The sequence below is a fragment of the Schaalia naturae genome (assembly GCF_042665795.1).
GTDB lineage: Bacteria > Actinomycetota > Actinomycetes > Actinomycetales > Actinomycetaceae > Pauljensenia > Pauljensenia naturae.
Map to the genome: position 1 here is coordinate 2,941,061 of NZ_JBHTEF010000001.1, position 13,705 is coordinate 2,954,765.

The 13,705-nt window shown below is 72.7% G+C and carries 12 protein-coding genes; 6 read left to right on the forward strand and 6 right to left on the reverse strand.

What is annotated here, in order from left to right:
- The first annotated feature begins 18 nt into the window (after window positions 1-18).
- Genes ACFQWG_RS12895 through ACFQWG_RS12905 form a run of 3 tightly spaced genes read left to right on the forward strand, consistent with a single transcriptional unit; the run spans window position 19 to window position 2,848 of the window.
- Entirely contained in the window at window positions 19-282 is a 264-nt protein-coding gene (locus ACFQWG_RS12895; protein WP_380975932.1) for a FeoA family protein, read from the forward strand.
- The gene (gene feoB, locus ACFQWG_RS12900; RefSeq protein WP_380975934.1) at window positions 279-2,465 is read left to right on the forward strand and encodes a ferrous iron transport protein B; all 2,187 of its coding nucleotides are present in this window, start codon (window positions 279-281) and stop codon (window positions 2,463-2,465) included. The genes ACFQWG_RS12895 and feoB overlap by 4 nt, the downstream gene beginning before the upstream one ends.
- Window positions 2,462-2,848, forward strand: a complete 387-nt coding sequence (locus tag ACFQWG_RS12905) for a hypothetical protein (RefSeq protein ID WP_380975936.1) — start codon at window positions 2,462-2,464, stop codon at window positions 2,846-2,848. Before feoB ends, ACFQWG_RS12905 begins: the two co-directional genes overlap by 4 nt.
- Window positions 2,849-2,863: 15 nt before the next feature.
- On the opposite strand, the gene ACFQWG_RS12910 is transcribed toward ACFQWG_RS12905, so the two are convergent.
- Together ACFQWG_RS12910 and ACFQWG_RS12915 are read right to left on the reverse strand one after the other, a co-directional pair.
- Entirely contained in the window at window positions 2,864-5,869 is a 3,006-nt protein-coding gene (locus ACFQWG_RS12910) for an FAD-binding and (Fe-S)-binding domain-containing protein (protein WP_380976345.1), read from the reverse strand.
- A gap of 489 nt (window positions 5,870-6,358) precedes the next feature.
- A complete protein-coding gene (locus ACFQWG_RS12915; RefSeq protein ID WP_380975938.1) occupies window positions 6,359-6,559 on the reverse strand; it encodes a hypothetical protein in 201 nt (66 codons plus the stop codon).
- 272 nt (window positions 6,560-6,831) lie between these two features.
- Between ACFQWG_RS12915 and ACFQWG_RS12920 the strand changes: the two genes are divergently transcribed.
- From ACFQWG_RS12920 to ACFQWG_RS12930, 3 genes are all read left to right on the forward strand, one after another.
- Window positions 6,832-7,161, forward strand: a complete 330-nt coding sequence (locus ACFQWG_RS12920) for a hypothetical protein (RefSeq protein ID WP_380975940.1) — start codon at window positions 6,832-6,834, stop codon at window positions 7,159-7,161.
- A gap of 393 nt (window positions 7,162-7,554) precedes the next feature.
- Window positions 7,555-8,937: a class I SAM-dependent methyltransferase gene (locus ACFQWG_RS12925; RefSeq protein WP_380975942.1), complete on the forward strand. Its 1,383-nt coding sequence runs from the start codon at window positions 7,555-7,557 to the stop codon at window positions 8,935-8,937.
- A gap of 137 nt (window positions 8,938-9,074) precedes the next feature.
- On the forward strand, window positions 9,075-10,331 hold the full coding sequence (locus ACFQWG_RS12930) for a hypothetical protein (protein ID WP_380975944.1): 1,257 nt from the start codon (window positions 9,075-9,077) through the stop codon (window positions 10,329-10,331).
- A 22-nt stretch (window positions 10,332-10,353) separates the two neighbouring features.
- On the opposite strand, the gene ACFQWG_RS12935 is transcribed toward ACFQWG_RS12930, so the two are convergent.
- Genes ACFQWG_RS12935 through ACFQWG_RS12950 form a run of 4 tightly spaced genes read right to left on the reverse strand, consistent with a single transcriptional unit; the run spans window position 10,354 to window position 13,671 of the window.
- A complete protein-coding gene (locus ACFQWG_RS12935) occupies window positions 10,354-11,520 on the reverse strand; it encodes an alpha/beta hydrolase (RefSeq protein WP_380975945.1) in 1,167 nt (388 codons plus the stop codon).
- A gap of 44 nt (window positions 11,521-11,564) precedes the next feature.
- Window positions 11,565-12,362 carry a hypothetical protein gene (locus tag ACFQWG_RS12940; protein ID WP_380975947.1) on the reverse strand — a complete coding sequence of 266 codons (798 nt, stop codon included), beginning with the start codon at window positions 12,360-12,362 and terminating at the stop codon, window positions 11,565-11,567.
- Window positions 12,359-13,279: an ATP-binding cassette domain-containing protein gene (locus ACFQWG_RS12945; protein WP_380975949.1), complete on the reverse strand. Its 921-nt coding sequence runs from the start codon at window positions 13,277-13,279 to the stop codon at window positions 12,359-12,361. The genes ACFQWG_RS12940 and ACFQWG_RS12945 overlap by 4 nt, the downstream gene beginning before the upstream one ends.
- Window positions 13,276-13,671: a GntR family transcriptional regulator gene (locus tag ACFQWG_RS12950; RefSeq protein WP_380975951.1), complete on the reverse strand. Its 396-nt coding sequence runs from the start codon at window positions 13,669-13,671 to the stop codon at window positions 13,276-13,278. Before ACFQWG_RS12950 ends, ACFQWG_RS12945 begins: the two co-directional genes overlap by 4 nt.
- Window positions 13,672-13,705 lie beyond the last annotated feature (34 nt).

Here is a 13,705-nt window from a genome sequence, read left to right on the forward strand (position 1 = left end):
AGGGCTTATCTTGGTGACATGCTGTTGAGCACATGCCCGACGGGCGCCCAGGCCCGCCTTGCCCGAATCGATGTGGATCCCGCTTATCGCCTGCGTCTGGAGGAGCTCGGCATGCGCCCGGGCGCCGAATTCCGCCTGACCAACCGCGCGGCATTCGGCGGGATCGTCATCAACATCGCGGGCACGCGCATCGCGGTGGACCGCCGCTCGGCCCGGCTCATCGACGTCGAGACCGCCGGCTCCGCTGCTGCGGGGACCACGCAGCAGGAGGCCCGCGCATGAGCTGCCCGAAGTGCAATCCATCCGGCGGCGCCCCCCAGAAGCCGTCGCGCCGGCTGGCGACGCCCTCGTCCCTCCTGCGCCGGGCGAGCGGCGCCCGCCGCGTCCCGATCACCCTGACCCGCGAGGCCCCGGTCGCCGTCGACGTCCTCGAGGACGAGGCCGGCGCCGTGGCCGGCGAGCCCACGATCCTGCTGGTCGGCAACCCGAACGTCGGCAAATCGACGATGTTCAACATCGTCACGGGCGCCCGCCAGCGCGTCGTCAACGCGCCAGGCACCACGGTCGAGGTCATGGCGGGCCGCTGGGGAGCGGTGGGGGCGCGGGTCCTGGATCTTCCGGGGACGTACTCGCTGATCGCGAACTCGCGTGACGAGCAGGTCGTCGTCGACACGGTCGCCGGGGCTCCCGGATCCTTCACCGATCCGGTCCGCGGCCGGTCCGCCGACCTCATCCTCGTCGTGCTGGACGCGACGGCGCTCACGCGCTCCCTCTACCTCTTGGGCCAGGTCGCGCGCACCGGCCGTCCTGTCGCGGCCGTCATCACCCTGGCCGACGTGGCCGAGCGGGAGGGCGAGAGGATCGACGCCTCCGCCCTGTCGAAGGCGCTCGGCATCCCGGTCATGGCGATCGATCCCCGGACCTCGAAGGGGGTCGAGGGCCTCGACGACATGGTGGCCTCGGCCCTGAGCGCCGGCCCGCACGTGCGCGACGTCGATCCCGACCCGTCGGCGCCCGGCTACGGCGGGGCAGACGCTTCCGGCCCCGGCCGGGACGCGGCCGGCGCCCTCGTCGAGGACCCCCTGGCGGAGGCGGAGGACATCTTCGCATGGGTCGAGGACGTCCAGCGGGAGGCGTCGGGAACGACCGCCGCTCAGGCCGCGCTGTCGCGCTCGGACCGGATCGACCGGTTCCTGCTGCATCCCGTCGTCGGCATCCCCGTGTTCTTCGCCCTGATGTGGCTGCTGTTCAAGATCGCCGGAGAGTGGGTCGGCCCGATCCAGGACTTCTTCGACGGGCTGTTCTCGTCGACCGACCCGGGGGCGGTGTCGGTGGCCGCCGGCGTCAACGCGCTCCTCGGGCTGGTCGGGTGGGAGGACACCTGGGTGCAGGGGCTGCTGGTCGGCGGCCTGTGCACCGGCCTGGGCGTGGTCGCCTCCTTCCTTCCGCTGATGTTCGCGATCTTCCTGATGATCTCCATCCTGGAGGACTCCGGGTACATGGCCCGCGCCGCCTTCCTGGGCGACCGCGTCATGCGGGCGATCGGCCTCGACGGGCGCGTCATCATGCCGCTCATCATGGGCTTCGGATGCAACCTGCCGTCGCTGGCCGCGACCCGCACACTGCCCAGCGACCGGCAGCGGCTGGTCACCACGCTCATCACCCCCTACACGTCCTGCGCCGCGCGGCTGACGATCTACCTGATGATCGCCCGCATCTTCTTCCCCGAGGACACGGGGACGGTGGTGTTCGGGCTGTACATGATGTCCCTGCTCCTGGTCGTGCTGGCGGCGCTGGCCCTCAAGCCGTTCCTCACGAAGCGCGAGTCGCAGGCCCCGCTGATGCTCGTGCTGCCCCCCTACCAGATGCCGCGCCTGCTCATCATCCTCAAGAACACGTGGATGCGGGCGTGGGCCTTCGTCAAGGGCGCGGGCCGGATCATCGTCGCGATGACGCTGGTCGTGTGGTTCATGGGCGCGATCCCGGTCGTCTCCGGGTTCTCCTTCGCGCAGGAGGACCTGCCGATGGAGGACTCCCTCTACGGGCGCACCGCGCAGGTCCTGGTGCCGGTCTTCGAGCCTACCGGGTTCGGCGAATGGCACCTCACCGGCGCGCTGATGACGGGGTTCGTCGCGAAGGAGACCGTGATCAGCTCGATCGTCACCTCCTACAACATGGATCCGGAGACGGCCGGCGGTGACGCCGAGGACGGCGGCACAGACCTGGGCTCACTGCCGGACCTGGTGAGGGGCTCGTTCGACCAGTCCGCGGGGACCGACGCCGCATCGTTGGCGGCGTTCGCCTTCATGGTCTTCGTCCTGGCGTACACGCCGTGCATGGCGACGGTGGCGGAGCAGGCCCGACAGATCGGCGGGAAACGCACCGCTGCGGCCGTGGGCGTGCAGCTGGCGGTCGCCTGGGTGCTCGCCACGGCCATCTTCCAGATCGGGAGGCTGTTCCTGTGAGCGTCGCGGCGCTGGCGGCGGAGCGCCCGGGGCGCGAGCGCGCGCGGATGCGGTCGGCGCGCCAGACGGTGCTCCGCGCGCTTGAGGCCGGGGCCACTGTCAGCGCCGCAGCCGCTCGCGCCGGGATCTCTGCGGAGATGGCAGGCGTCATGGTCGACGAGATGCGCCGGTCCGGATTGCTGGTCGACGCCGCGTCGCTGTGCGCGTCGGGGCTGGGCGCCTGTCACTCTGCGGGGGGACTGGCCGGCGCCAGCGAGGAGGTCCGCGTCCACTGCGCGGGCTGCCCGATGATCCCACTGCGCCCGCGCGGCAACGGTGTGGGGTCTCGGCGTCTGTTCGCCCGTCTGCGTCGCGGAAACCCCGCCGAGACCGCGTCTCGTTGATCCCGGCCCCTCTCCTCAGGCCCTCCCGTTCAGGAGCGTCGCCAGGTGCATCCCTCGGCGCCCGGCCAGCTGCGCGGCCTGCGTGCGGCAGGAGAACCCGTCGGCCAGGAACACGGCGCCGGGATGCTCGCGGAGCGTCGGCAGCAGCGCGTTCTCCGCGACCCTGACCGACACATCGTAGTGGCCCCGCTCATAGCCGAAGTTGCCGGCCAGCCCGCAGCACCCGGCCAGCTCGACGACGTCGGCGCCCAGCGATCGAAGCAACTCCCGGTCGGCCGACCACGTCATCACCGAGTAGTGGTGGCAGTGCGGCTGGGCGACGATCTGCACGCCTGTGAGGTCCGGCAGCCGGCGCTCGTCCGCGGGAACGGTGGCGAGGAGCTCCGCCAGGGTCCGGACCGCCCCCGACACGGCGCGCGATCGAGGGTCGTCGGGCAGCAGGTCGATCAGGTCGTCGCGCAGCACCGCAGTGCATGAGGGCTCCACCCCGACGATCGGGATCCCGTTGACGGCGAAAGGCCCCAGCACGCCGAGCAGCGCCGACAGGCGTTTCTTCGCGCCGCCCAGCTGGCCGGTGGTGATCCAGGTCAGCCCGCAGCACGCATCGGCCGGGGGGACCAGCACGGTGAAGCCGTTGGCCTCGAGGACCTCGACCATCGCGCGGGCGCCTGCGTCGTCCAGGGTCTCGGAGAAGGAATCCGCCCACAGGACGACGTGACGGGGGCCAGTGGGCGCACGGACCTCGCCGGTCCGGACGGCCGTCTCCTGCGGGCGAGGGCGGATGCCGCCCGCCGAACTCGCCAGGCCCCGCTCACGCCGCGCCCATCGCGAGAACGTCCCCCTCTGGAACCCGGGCATCCCCCGGCGCGGGTCCAGGCCGATGACGCGGAACGCCAGCCCGCGCAGCGCGCCCACGCCGAGAACCGCGTTGCCCGCCGCGGCGAGCCCCGGCACGCGGGCGGTCAACCGGGTCCAGCGCGGCAGCCATCCCAGCGTGTAGTGGGACAACGGCCGCAGCCGGCCGCGATAGCGGCGGAAGAAGGCCTCCGAGCGGTATTTCGCCATGTCGACGCCCGCCGGGCAGTCCGAGGAGCACGCCTTGCAGGCGAGGCACAGATCGAGCGCCTCCAAAACCTCGGGGCTCGCGATCGAGCGCACGAGCTGCCCGTTCGCCGCCTCCTGCAGGGTGCGGGCGCGTCCGCGCGTCACGTCCTTCTCATCGCGCGTGGCCTGCCACGACGGGCACATGAACGTCCCCGCGATGTCGGCGCGGCATTTGCCGACGCCGGTGCACCGGTGCAGCGCCGTGGTGAAGTCCCCGTGGTCCTCACCGAACGCGAATCCGCCGTCGGCGGGCATCGGCGCCGCACCGGGACGCCTCAGGAACTGGTCGAGCAGGTCGATCCCCTCCCGCCACCTGGCGCGCCGCGGGTCCGGTGCCAGGGGTCCGTCCTCGTCGTCGACGAGGGCGCCCCCTGCCGGGCCCGATCGGGCCGCCGCGGGTCCAACGGGGCTCGTCAACACCCCGGGGTTCAGCAGGTTCTCCGGGTCGAACAGGTGCTTGACGCGGCCGAAGAGCTCGAGCATCTCCGGGGAGTACATGAACTGCAGCAACTCGGTGCGAGCCCGTCCGTCCCCGTGCTCGCCGGAGACGGAGCCTCCGTGGGCGGCGCAGATCTGCGCCGCCCGCTCGAGGAACCGGCGCGAGTGGGCGACGCCCTCGTCGGTCTCCAGGGGCAGGTCCAGGCGGATGTGGACGCATCCGTCGCCGAAGTGCCCATAGAGCAGTCCGTCCACGTCGAACTCGGCCATCAGGGCGGTGAAGTCGCGGAGGTAGGCGCCCAGGCGCTCGGGCGGGACGGCGGCGTCCTCGAAGCTGGGCCAGCCCTGCTCGTTGCCGCCGACGACACTGCCCCGCCCATCCAGGCGGACGGGGGTGCGCCCTCCCAGGCCTGCGCCGTCGGCCCGGATGCGCCATAGGGCCGCGGCGTCCGCGCCGGGCGGGTAGACGGCCACGGCCCTGCTCGACGCGGAGGCGGCCAGCGCGTGGGCGCGGGCGAGCGAGTCCTCTGGGGAGGCGCCTCCGACCTCGCACATCAGCCAGCCCTCGCCGGCGGGGAGCCCGGGAACGGCGCCGGGGCCGTTGTGGTGGCGGACGACGTCGACCAGGCGGGAGTCCAGCCCCTCGACGGCCAGCGGATGGTGGGCGAGCAGGGCGGGCACGTCGTCGGCTGCGGCGATCATGTCGGGGTAGCCCAGCGCCACCAGCACCGGCGCCGTGGGGAGGGGGACCAGGCGGACCGTGATCGACAGGACCGTCACCAGAGTGCCCTCGGTGCCCACCAGCATGGCCGCGAGGTTGCGCCGGCGCTCGGGCAGCAGGTGCTCCAGCGAGTAGCCCGACACCTGGCGCCCGAAACGCCCGAGTTCCACGCGGATCGGCGCCAGGTGGGCGTCGACCAGGGCGGCGAGTCCGGGCACCTCGGGGAGCGCGGCCTCGTGCGAGGTCCGGGCGGTGAAGCGCCGGCCGGTCCCGTCGACGCAGTCGAGCGACACGATGTTGTCTGCCGTGCGCCCCCAGGCGGTGGCGTGGGGCCCGCAGGCGTTGTTGCCCACCATGCCGCCGATGGTGGCGCGGTTCTGGCTGGAGGGGTCGGGCCCGAAGCGCAGCCCGAAGGGTGCGGCGGCAGCCTGCAGGGTGGCCTCCACGCAGCCCGGCTCGACGACGGCGGTGCGTGTTTCGGGGTCGATGGACACGACGTGGTCGAGGTGGCGGGAGAACTCCAGGACGATGCCGGGGCCCACGGCGTTGCCCGCGCAGGAGGTGCCGCCGCCGCGGTTCGTGACGGGGACCCGGCGGGTCCGGCAGATCGCCAGGGCCTGGAGAGCGTCGTCCACCGACGCGGGGAAGACGACGGCCAGCGGCGGGATCCGGTAGTTGCCGGCGTCGGTCGAGTATCGGGCGCGCGTGCCGGTGGTGGCGTCGACCTCGCCGTCCAGCGCGCGGGCGAGCTCGCCCAGGAGGCGCGCGGCGGCCGGGTCCTCATGGGGGTCTCGCTGGGCGGGGGCCGGGCGAGCCGGGGCCGGTCCCGGACCCGGCGAGGGCGACGCCGCCCCCGTCGCGGCCGTGGGCCCATGAGTCCCCGATGTCTGCGCGCTCACATGCCGATTGTGTCACCCGTGGCGGGGAGTGGGTCGGGATGTCCGGGCTGAGTGGGCAGAGGGACCAGGAGGCTCTGACGGGCCTCGCCGACGGGTGCCTCTTCCTCGCCCTCGCCGTCACCGGCTCCCAAGGAGAATGCCGACGGCACAGATCGTCAAGTCGCGATCGGATCCCGCATCGGCAGGGAGCGGGCCCGTGAAGATTCGGAACAGCGCGGTCTGTCCGGCGCCGTTGGAATCGAGCAGACCAGGACTTGGCCCGGACGAAAGTCCGGATCGACGCCGCGCAGCGTGAACTCGCTGATCCGGCCGGTCTGATCATCCGGCCAAGAGAGCGGAGGCGTCGCGTCACCCGGCGGGCCGCTGAGGGCGTGGCGCGTCAGACGGAGCCGTCCCCAACGCGAACAGACGCCCATCGACGTCCGCCATCCGGTCCTCGACACGTCCCAGGCGGCCATCGATCCCGATGAGGCGCTCTTCCACCCGGCCCAGACCGGCAGCCATCCCATCGAGGCGCCCGCTCATCGTCGCGACAAGCTCCGCGCTCACGGTGATCACTCCTCCAGTGCCGTAGGCGACACGCACGTGTGCCCGTGCCGGTCCCGCTTCGTTCCGTAGGGTATCCGCTGTGCGGCTCGCCCGACGTCTCACCCTGCCAGTGCGCGAGCGCCACGGGCCTCTTCTGCCTGCGGATGGGCCGCGGCCGGGCCTCGGCGGATTCCTCCCCGCCGGAAGGCCCCCAGACTCGGTCCGGTACATATGCTGGGAAACAATGCCGACGAGCGCCGGCGGATTCTGCCCAGGGGAGGGGAGCCATGTCGATGGACCAGAGGATCGATGTGATCAAGGCGTGCTCGCGCCGGCTCTATGGATTGGCCGTTCTGCTCTACCTGGTGTCGTTGGCCTCGCGGACGGTTGCGGAGCAGCTGGCCTATCTTCCGGCCGTGGAGAGCTATAGCAGACCCCTGGCGGGAGTACTGCGCTTTGCCGTCTCCGAGCTTCAGATGCTGACAGCTCCCCCGGTCGCCGCCCTTTGCCTGATCCTCGCGTTCATTCTCCGGCCGACGCTCACCTCGCTCCTCGGCGGGCTCCGCGCCGGTGCGGAGAGGGAGGACGGTTCCGCGGCGCACGAGGGCGGGACGCCCTCGTAGCCGCAGCCGGCTGCCCCGGCCGGCATCGGCTCGATGACATCGAACTGAACGCTTTCGACTCCCGGGCTGACGTCCGCCATGGCGGACGTCAGGGAACGCGCGCAGACGCCGGACCGCGGAGCTCTCACCGAGCTGAAGCGCTGCACGGCTTCGGCTCGCTGAGATGCCCGCGGCTCGGTGAGAAGCGCGCTGTTCGAAGAGGATCGCGGACACGCGGCGGCGCCGCCCTCGGCGGTAGACGGCAAGGGGAGCGGAGAGAGCCCGGGGAGGCGAGGACGGTGTGCGCGAAACCCGGCGCGGCCATACAGTGAGCATGAGGAATGACCCGCGGCCCCGCCGGGACGACCCGGCCCCGACGAGGCGTCGGACGCACACGATGTCGGAGGAGTGACGATGACCGGGACACAGACGCGCTGGGCCAGCACGCGGGGCCAGGAGGCCCAGAAGATGACCGTCGCCCAGATCCTCGAGGCGGTGACCACGCCGCCCCTTCCCATCCGCTTCACCGCCTTCGACGGGTCCGCCACGGGCCCGGAGGACGCCCCCTTCGGGCTGCGCCTGGAGAACCCCCGCGGACTCAGCCGCCTGCTCACGGCCCCCAACGAACTCGGCGCCGCACGTGCTTACATCAGCGGAGACCTCACGGCGACGGGCGTGCACCCGGCGAACCCCTACCCGGCGTTCCGCGCTCTGGCGCCGATGGTGACGGGCCTGCACGCGCCCTCGCCCCGCGCTCTGCGCGAGATCCTGACGGCCGTGGGGACCCGGGGACTGGTCCCGCCCGAGCCCCCGGTCAGCGAGCAGCTGCCCGCCTGGCGCCGCGCCCTGCACGGCGCGCTCCCGCACTCCCACGAGGGCGACGCGGAGACCGTCACCTCCCACTACGACCGGTCGAACGAGTTCTACGCCCACGTGCTCGGCCCGTCGATGACCTACACCTGCGCCTGCTTCCCGCATCCCGGAGCGACGCTGGAGGAGGCCCAGGAGAACAAGCTCCGCCTGGTCCTGGACAAGCTCGATCTGCACCCCGGCGACCGGCTGCTGGACATCGGCTGCGGATGGGGGTCGATGCTGGTGGCGGCCGCGAAGCGCGGCATCCGGGCGATCGGCGTCACCCTGTCCGAGCCGCAGGTCGAGTGGGCCAACGAGTGGATCGCCCGCGAGGGGCTCTCCGACCTGGCCGAGGCGCGGGTCATGGACTACCGCGACGTGCCCGAGAGGGACTTCGACGCCGTGTGCTCCCTCGGCATGATGGAACATGTCGGCGTCCGCCACTACGACGGGTACTTCCGCAAGATGCACTCGCTGCTGCGCCCCGGCGGGCGCCTGCTCAACCACCAGATCACGCGGCGCGACTCCCGGCAGGGCCAGCACGCCGGCGCTTTCATCAACCGCTACATCTTCCCCGACGGGGAACTCGCGGCGCCCGGTGTCGTCATGACGCACCTGGGCGACTCCGGCCTGGAGGTCATCCACGAGGAGAATCTGCGCCAGCACTATGCGATCACGTTGCGCCACTGGTGCGAGAACCTCCAGGAGAACTGGGACGTCTGCGTCGGGGAGGCCGGCCGCGAGACGGCGCTGCTGTGGGGCCTCTACATGTCGGGCGCCCGGTTGAGCTTCGAGACGAACGGCATCCAGATCCACCAGTTCCTCGCCGTGCGGCCCGGGCTGGGGGCGGGGTGGGGCCCCTCCGCGGTCCTCCCCGTCGACGAGGGCGCCTCCTCCGAGGAGGACGGCCACTGGTATCCGCTCCGCCAGTGGTGGACGGCCTGAGGGCCGTCCACGGAGGAGGCGGGGCCCCGGCGCGGCCCTCGTCCCGTTGACCCATGCCTGTGGGACAATGGCCGCACATTGCGGGCGGCGCGGCGGATCGCGCGTCCTGACGACGGAAGAACAGGTGGGGGTGTCGGATGGCTCTGTTCGAGATCGAGGACGGGCATCTGTTCCCAGCGCAGTTCGGCAGGCCCGTCGCGAACGGGTTGACGCCCGACGTGCTCGAATTGGTGCGCGACCAGGTCCTCGAGATCGTCTCCCGCCCCCTGTTCCCCATCACGTGGCGCGACATGTCGCGCGTCGCCGATCCGACCAACGTCCAGCCCCGGCTCACCGCCCTCGACGCCTCCGGGCAGGTCGTCTCCGTGGAGGTCGTCGAGCACCTGGACTCCGAGACCCTCATCGCCTCTCTGTCGAGGCTGGCCGACACCGCCGCCCTGTCCTGGACGGATCTCGCGCGCGAGTACCCCGGCGACATCGAGGGATTCAAAGCCGGATGGATGCATTTCCGCGACTCGATGCCGCCCTCCCCGGCCCCCGGCCCGCGCCTGGTGATGGTGGTCGGCTCCATCGACCTGCAGGTCCGCCCGGCGCTCGACGTCCTGGCGTCCTCGGGCGTCGAGGTCCACGAGATGTCATTGCGTCAGATGTCCAATGGGCGCTCCTTCTTGGAGGTCCATGCGGTCGGCCCGCGCCTGTACGGCCACGTCCCGCAGGTCCTGCTGGGGCGCACCGGGCAGATCCCCGAGCTCGAGTCCCTGCGCGAACCGGTCTCGGGCCACCCCGGCCCGGAGGCGGTGCCCGCTCCTGGCCGCGAGGACATCCCGGTCGGCGAGGCGGCCGTCGAGGCGCTGGAGGCGATGGAGCGGCCCCGGCACGCCCGCGCCTCGGAGCTGGACGCCTCGACGTCCGGCGCGCCCGCCGCGGGGGGCCCCGATGCCGTCGACGAGGCCGCCCGGGCGGCCGATGCGGCGTCGCACTCGTCGGCCGACCGCGCCTCGGCGAGCCGGGACGGCGCTGATCGGGGAGCGCGGAGGGACGCGCCGAAGGACGTGGAGCTGCTGGACCGCGACGCCGCCGGCCTGGAGGCCCTCGGGCAGATCGTCGGCGAGGACGTGCCGCTGGCGCTGCGCCCGTCCGTGACGCCCCAGGTCAGGGGCGCGCTGACGGCGGCGGGGCGGGTGCTCGTCAACGCCAGGAGCTTCTCCGACCCGACGGCCGCCCTCGTGGCCAACGGCGTGTCGGGTCTGGACGGGTGGGCCGAGTGGCACCTCGGCGACGCCCTGGGCCCGACCCTGGCCGAGTCCCTGGACGAGGTCAACGACGAGATCCTCCGCGAGTACTCGAAGGCCGCGGCGGGCGCCCCCCACGGGGTCCCCGCGCACCAGCGCTGACCCGCCTCCGGCGGACGGGCTCTCAGACGAAGGCCTGCAGCCAGCGCCCCATGACGTCCCAGACCTGGGCGCGCACGTCCGGGTCCGACAGGAACAGGTCGTGGCGGCCGGGGAAACGGGCGATCGTCACCAGGGGCCCCAGCCTGGCCGAGCGCTCCACCAGCACGTCGACGTCCAGAACGGCGTCGGAGGTGAAGACCTCCGGCGCCCACTTCTCCCCGGGGAACGACGAGGCCGAGACCATCGACAGGACGGGGCACTCCAGGCGGACGTCGCGCTTGACCGTCTCCTGGCCGAGGAACACGGCGTCCAGCCATTGCGCGTAGGCCGGATAGGAGCCCGGGCGCTTCCACTCCAGGGCGTAGTCCCAGCCCGCGACGGCGGGGTCGTCCTCGTGGCCCCGGAGCCGGGAGGGAAGAGGGAAACCGGACCCCGCCCACCCCCCCGCGAGCGAGCGCGCGTAGAGGTCGGGCCCGCCGCCCACAGGCACGGCCCACAGGGGGTTGCGCGCCGCGATGCGCCCGAGCACCGGCTGGACGGAGCTGCGGGCGGCCGCCATGGTCTGGACCTCCAGCCAGGCGGAGTTCAGCACCACCGCTGCCGCCGCGCCGGGATGGCGGTAGGCCCACAGCGTGGCGGTGAGCCCGCCCGTCGAGTGCCCGATGAGGACCAGAGGCAGACGCCCCACCTCGGAGCGGATGAGGTCCAGGGCGGCGGCGATGTCCTCGTCGTAGTCGTCGAGGTCGCCGACGAAGCCGATCGTCTGCCCCGGGCGCAGGGAGCGGCCGTACTTGCGCAGGTCCAGGGCGAAGAAGCGCCCTCCCGACATCGCCACGCGCCGGGCCAGCTCGGTGTGGAAGAAATAGTCGTTGCGGCCGTGGATGTACAGGGCGGCGAAACGCGGGTAGCCCAAGGCCTCCGTCGGCGCCTCGTGGTCGCGGTAGGGCAGGTAGCGCACGAGCGTGGCCACGACCGGGCCCTCCTCGTCCGGCATCAGCGCCATCGTGCGGGACTCGAAGGCCTCCCCAAGGACGTCGGTGCGCCAGGCGTCCTCGGGCGGCGGGCCGGCCGGACCCCACGGGGCCAGGACGTCGACCTCCGGGGGGGCGTCCGGCGTGGAGGGCGCGGCAGAGGTGGTGGGGACGGGGCCGTCCCCGATGGCGCCCGGACCGTCTTCCGCCGTGGTCATGGGGCCAGCCTAGGCGCAGACGGCGCCCGCCGCGCCGGGGAGGCTCAGGCGGCGGTGGACAGCGCGCCCCGGGTCTGGGAGAGCCAGGCGGCCCCCGTCTGGACGACGACGAGCGCCGGCACCCACCAGGTCGGGGCGCCCCACATCGACCACAGGCCGCCGGTGGATCCGGCGGCGTAGTACCAGGCCGCCGACGGGATGACTGGGGCCACGGCCGGGATGATCGCGGGGATCGCGGCCCATGGGGCCCACTCCCGGAACGCGCTGCCGATGAGACGGCCGGCCGAGGCGACCGCGGCGAGGAGCGCGGCTGCGGGGAGGATCGTCGCCGCCGGGTGGTCGGCGAGCGCCAGGACGACGCCGGCCGCCCGGACTTCTCCGCTGTCGGACCACGTGTTCCATAGGGAGCCACCCCAGGCCTGGGAGAGCGCCGTCGCAACGACGCAGATCGCTGCGACGCCCACGGTGAGGAGCGCGGTGGACAGCCAGGCGCTGGCGGCATGGCGGACGCGGGTGGCGCCGGCGGTCGCCAGGAGGCGGGTCTGAGAGCTCGCCTCGACGATGCCGGACACCAGAAGGATCACCGCCCAGGTGAACAGCGCGGAATCGACGAAGGTGACGGTGTGGGCGTCCTCGCCGTCGATGGCCAGCAGGATGACCACCGGGAAGAGGATCTGCGCGAGCGCGACCAGCAGGAACACGACCGGCAGGACCGCGCTGGAGCGCAGCTGGAGCCGGGTGAGGGCCCGCAGTGAGGGCTGGGCGGGCGCGGGAACTCGTCGGGCGTCGTCGGCGGGCACCTCCCAGGCGGAGGCCTCGGCGGAGGGGGACGGGGAGCTCATCGGGGGTCCTCCTGGATCAAGCTGACGAAGGCGTCCTGGAAGGACACCGGGCGGGACTCGATGCCCTGGGCGCGCAGGCGCTCCAGGACGCGGGGCGATGGCGCGCCGTCGAGGGCGACCTCCATCGTCGGGCCGAGCGTCCGTTCGGACAGAACGGCGCCGCCCTCGCCGGTGGCGAGGAACGAGCGGATCGCGGGGGCGGGGCCCACCAGGGCGACCACCCGGGCGCGTAGCTCGTCCACGGTCGTGCGGGCGAGGACGCGGCCCGCCTTGAGGACGATGACGGCATCGGTCAAGGGCTCCAGCTCGGACACCAGATGGGAGGAGAGGACGATCGTGCGGGGCGACCCGGCGGCGGCGGCCCGAGCGGCGGCGGCGATCAGCTCCTCGTAGAAGGCGTAGCGGGCGGGGACGTCCAGGCCGACGTGGACCTCGTCGAGGAGGAGGACCGGCGCTCCGGAGGCCAGGGCCAGGCAGGCCGCCAGCATCGACTTCTGGCCCGTCGACTGCTTGCTCGCGTTGCCGCGGAGCCTGAGCGCGAAGCGGTCCGCCAGGTGGCGGAACAGGGTCTCGTCCCAGGTGGGGCGCGTGCGGGCGAAGCGCAGGACCTGGCGGACGTTGTCGTCGGAGAAATTGCCGCCCTCGTGGGCGTAGGCCGTCCAGGGGAGGCGCCGGTCGTAGGGGAGATCCCGGCCTCCCAGGCGGACCGTGCCGCCGGTCTCGGGGAGGTGACCGGCGAGGATGCGCAGCAGCGTCGTCTTCCCCGAACCGTTCGGGCCGATCAGCGCCGTGATCGATCCGGCCGGGACCTCGATCGAGATACCGTCCAGGGCCGCGCCGGACGGGGCCGCGTGCGGCCGGCGCGCGGCGCGCGGCGCGCGGGCGTAGCGGTGGGTGAGGGAGTCGGTGGCGATCATGGGAGGTCCTCTGCTTCGGCGGGCCGGCTGGCGGCCAGGGCGCGGACATGGGCGATGAGGGCCTCGGTGTCCAGGCCCAGGTCCAGTCCCTGCGCGAGCGCGGGGTCCAGGACGTCGGTGAAGTAGGCGGCGCGTCCGCGCTCGCGGAGCCGCTCGCGGGCGCCGGCGTGCACGAACATGCCGATGCCGCGACGTTTCTCGAGCAGGTCCTCGTCGATGAGCAGGGAAAACGCCTTGGCGGCGGTGGCCGGGTTGATGCGCATGGTCGTTGCGTAGGCGGTGGTGGACATGACCTGGTCTCCCTCTTTGAGGGTGCCGATGAGGATCTGGTGCCGCAGGTCGTCGGCGATCTGGATGTAGATCGGGGTGACGGAGTCGAAATGCGTCGCCATGAGCGGGCCCCCTTTCCGACCTGAGGCGTCCGGT

What these genes read in the sequence shown, in the direction of transcription:
- ACFQWG_RS12895 (WP_380975932.1), top strand. Translation starts at nt 19, where the DNA reads ATGCTGTTGAGCACATGCCCGACGGGCGCCCAGGCCCGCCTTGCCCGA.
- feoB (WP_380975934.1), top strand. Translation starts at nt 279, where the DNA reads ATGAGCTGCCCGAAGTGCAATCCATCCGGCGGCGCCCCCCAGAAGCCG.
- ACFQWG_RS12920 (WP_380975940.1), top strand. Translation starts at nt 6,832, where the DNA reads ATGGACCAGAGGATCGATGTGATCAAGGCGTGCTCGCGCCGGCTCTAT.
- ACFQWG_RS12925 (WP_380975942.1), top strand. Translation starts at nt 7,555, where the DNA reads ATGACCGGGACACAGACGCGCTGGGCCAGCACGCGGGGCCAGGAGGCC.
- ACFQWG_RS12930 (WP_380975944.1), top strand. Translation starts at nt 9,075, where the DNA reads ATGGCTCTGTTCGAGATCGAGGACGGGCATCTGTTCCCAGCGCAGTTC.
- ACFQWG_RS12935 (WP_380975945.1), bottom strand. Translation starts at nt 11,520, where the DNA reads ATGACCACGGCGGAAGACGGTCCGGGCGCCATCGGGGACGGCCCCGTC.
- ACFQWG_RS12940 (WP_380975947.1), bottom strand. Translation starts at nt 12,362, where the DNA reads ATGAGCTCCCCGTCCCCCTCCGCCGAGGCCTCCGCCTGGGAGGTGCCC.
- ACFQWG_RS12945 (WP_380975949.1), bottom strand. Translation starts at nt 13,279, where the DNA reads ATGATCGCCACCGACTCCCTCACCCACCGCTACGCCCGCGCGCCGCGC.
- ACFQWG_RS12950 (WP_380975951.1), bottom strand. Translation starts at nt 13,671, where the DNA reads ATGGCGACGCATTTCGACTCCGTCACCCCGATCTACATCCAGATCGCC.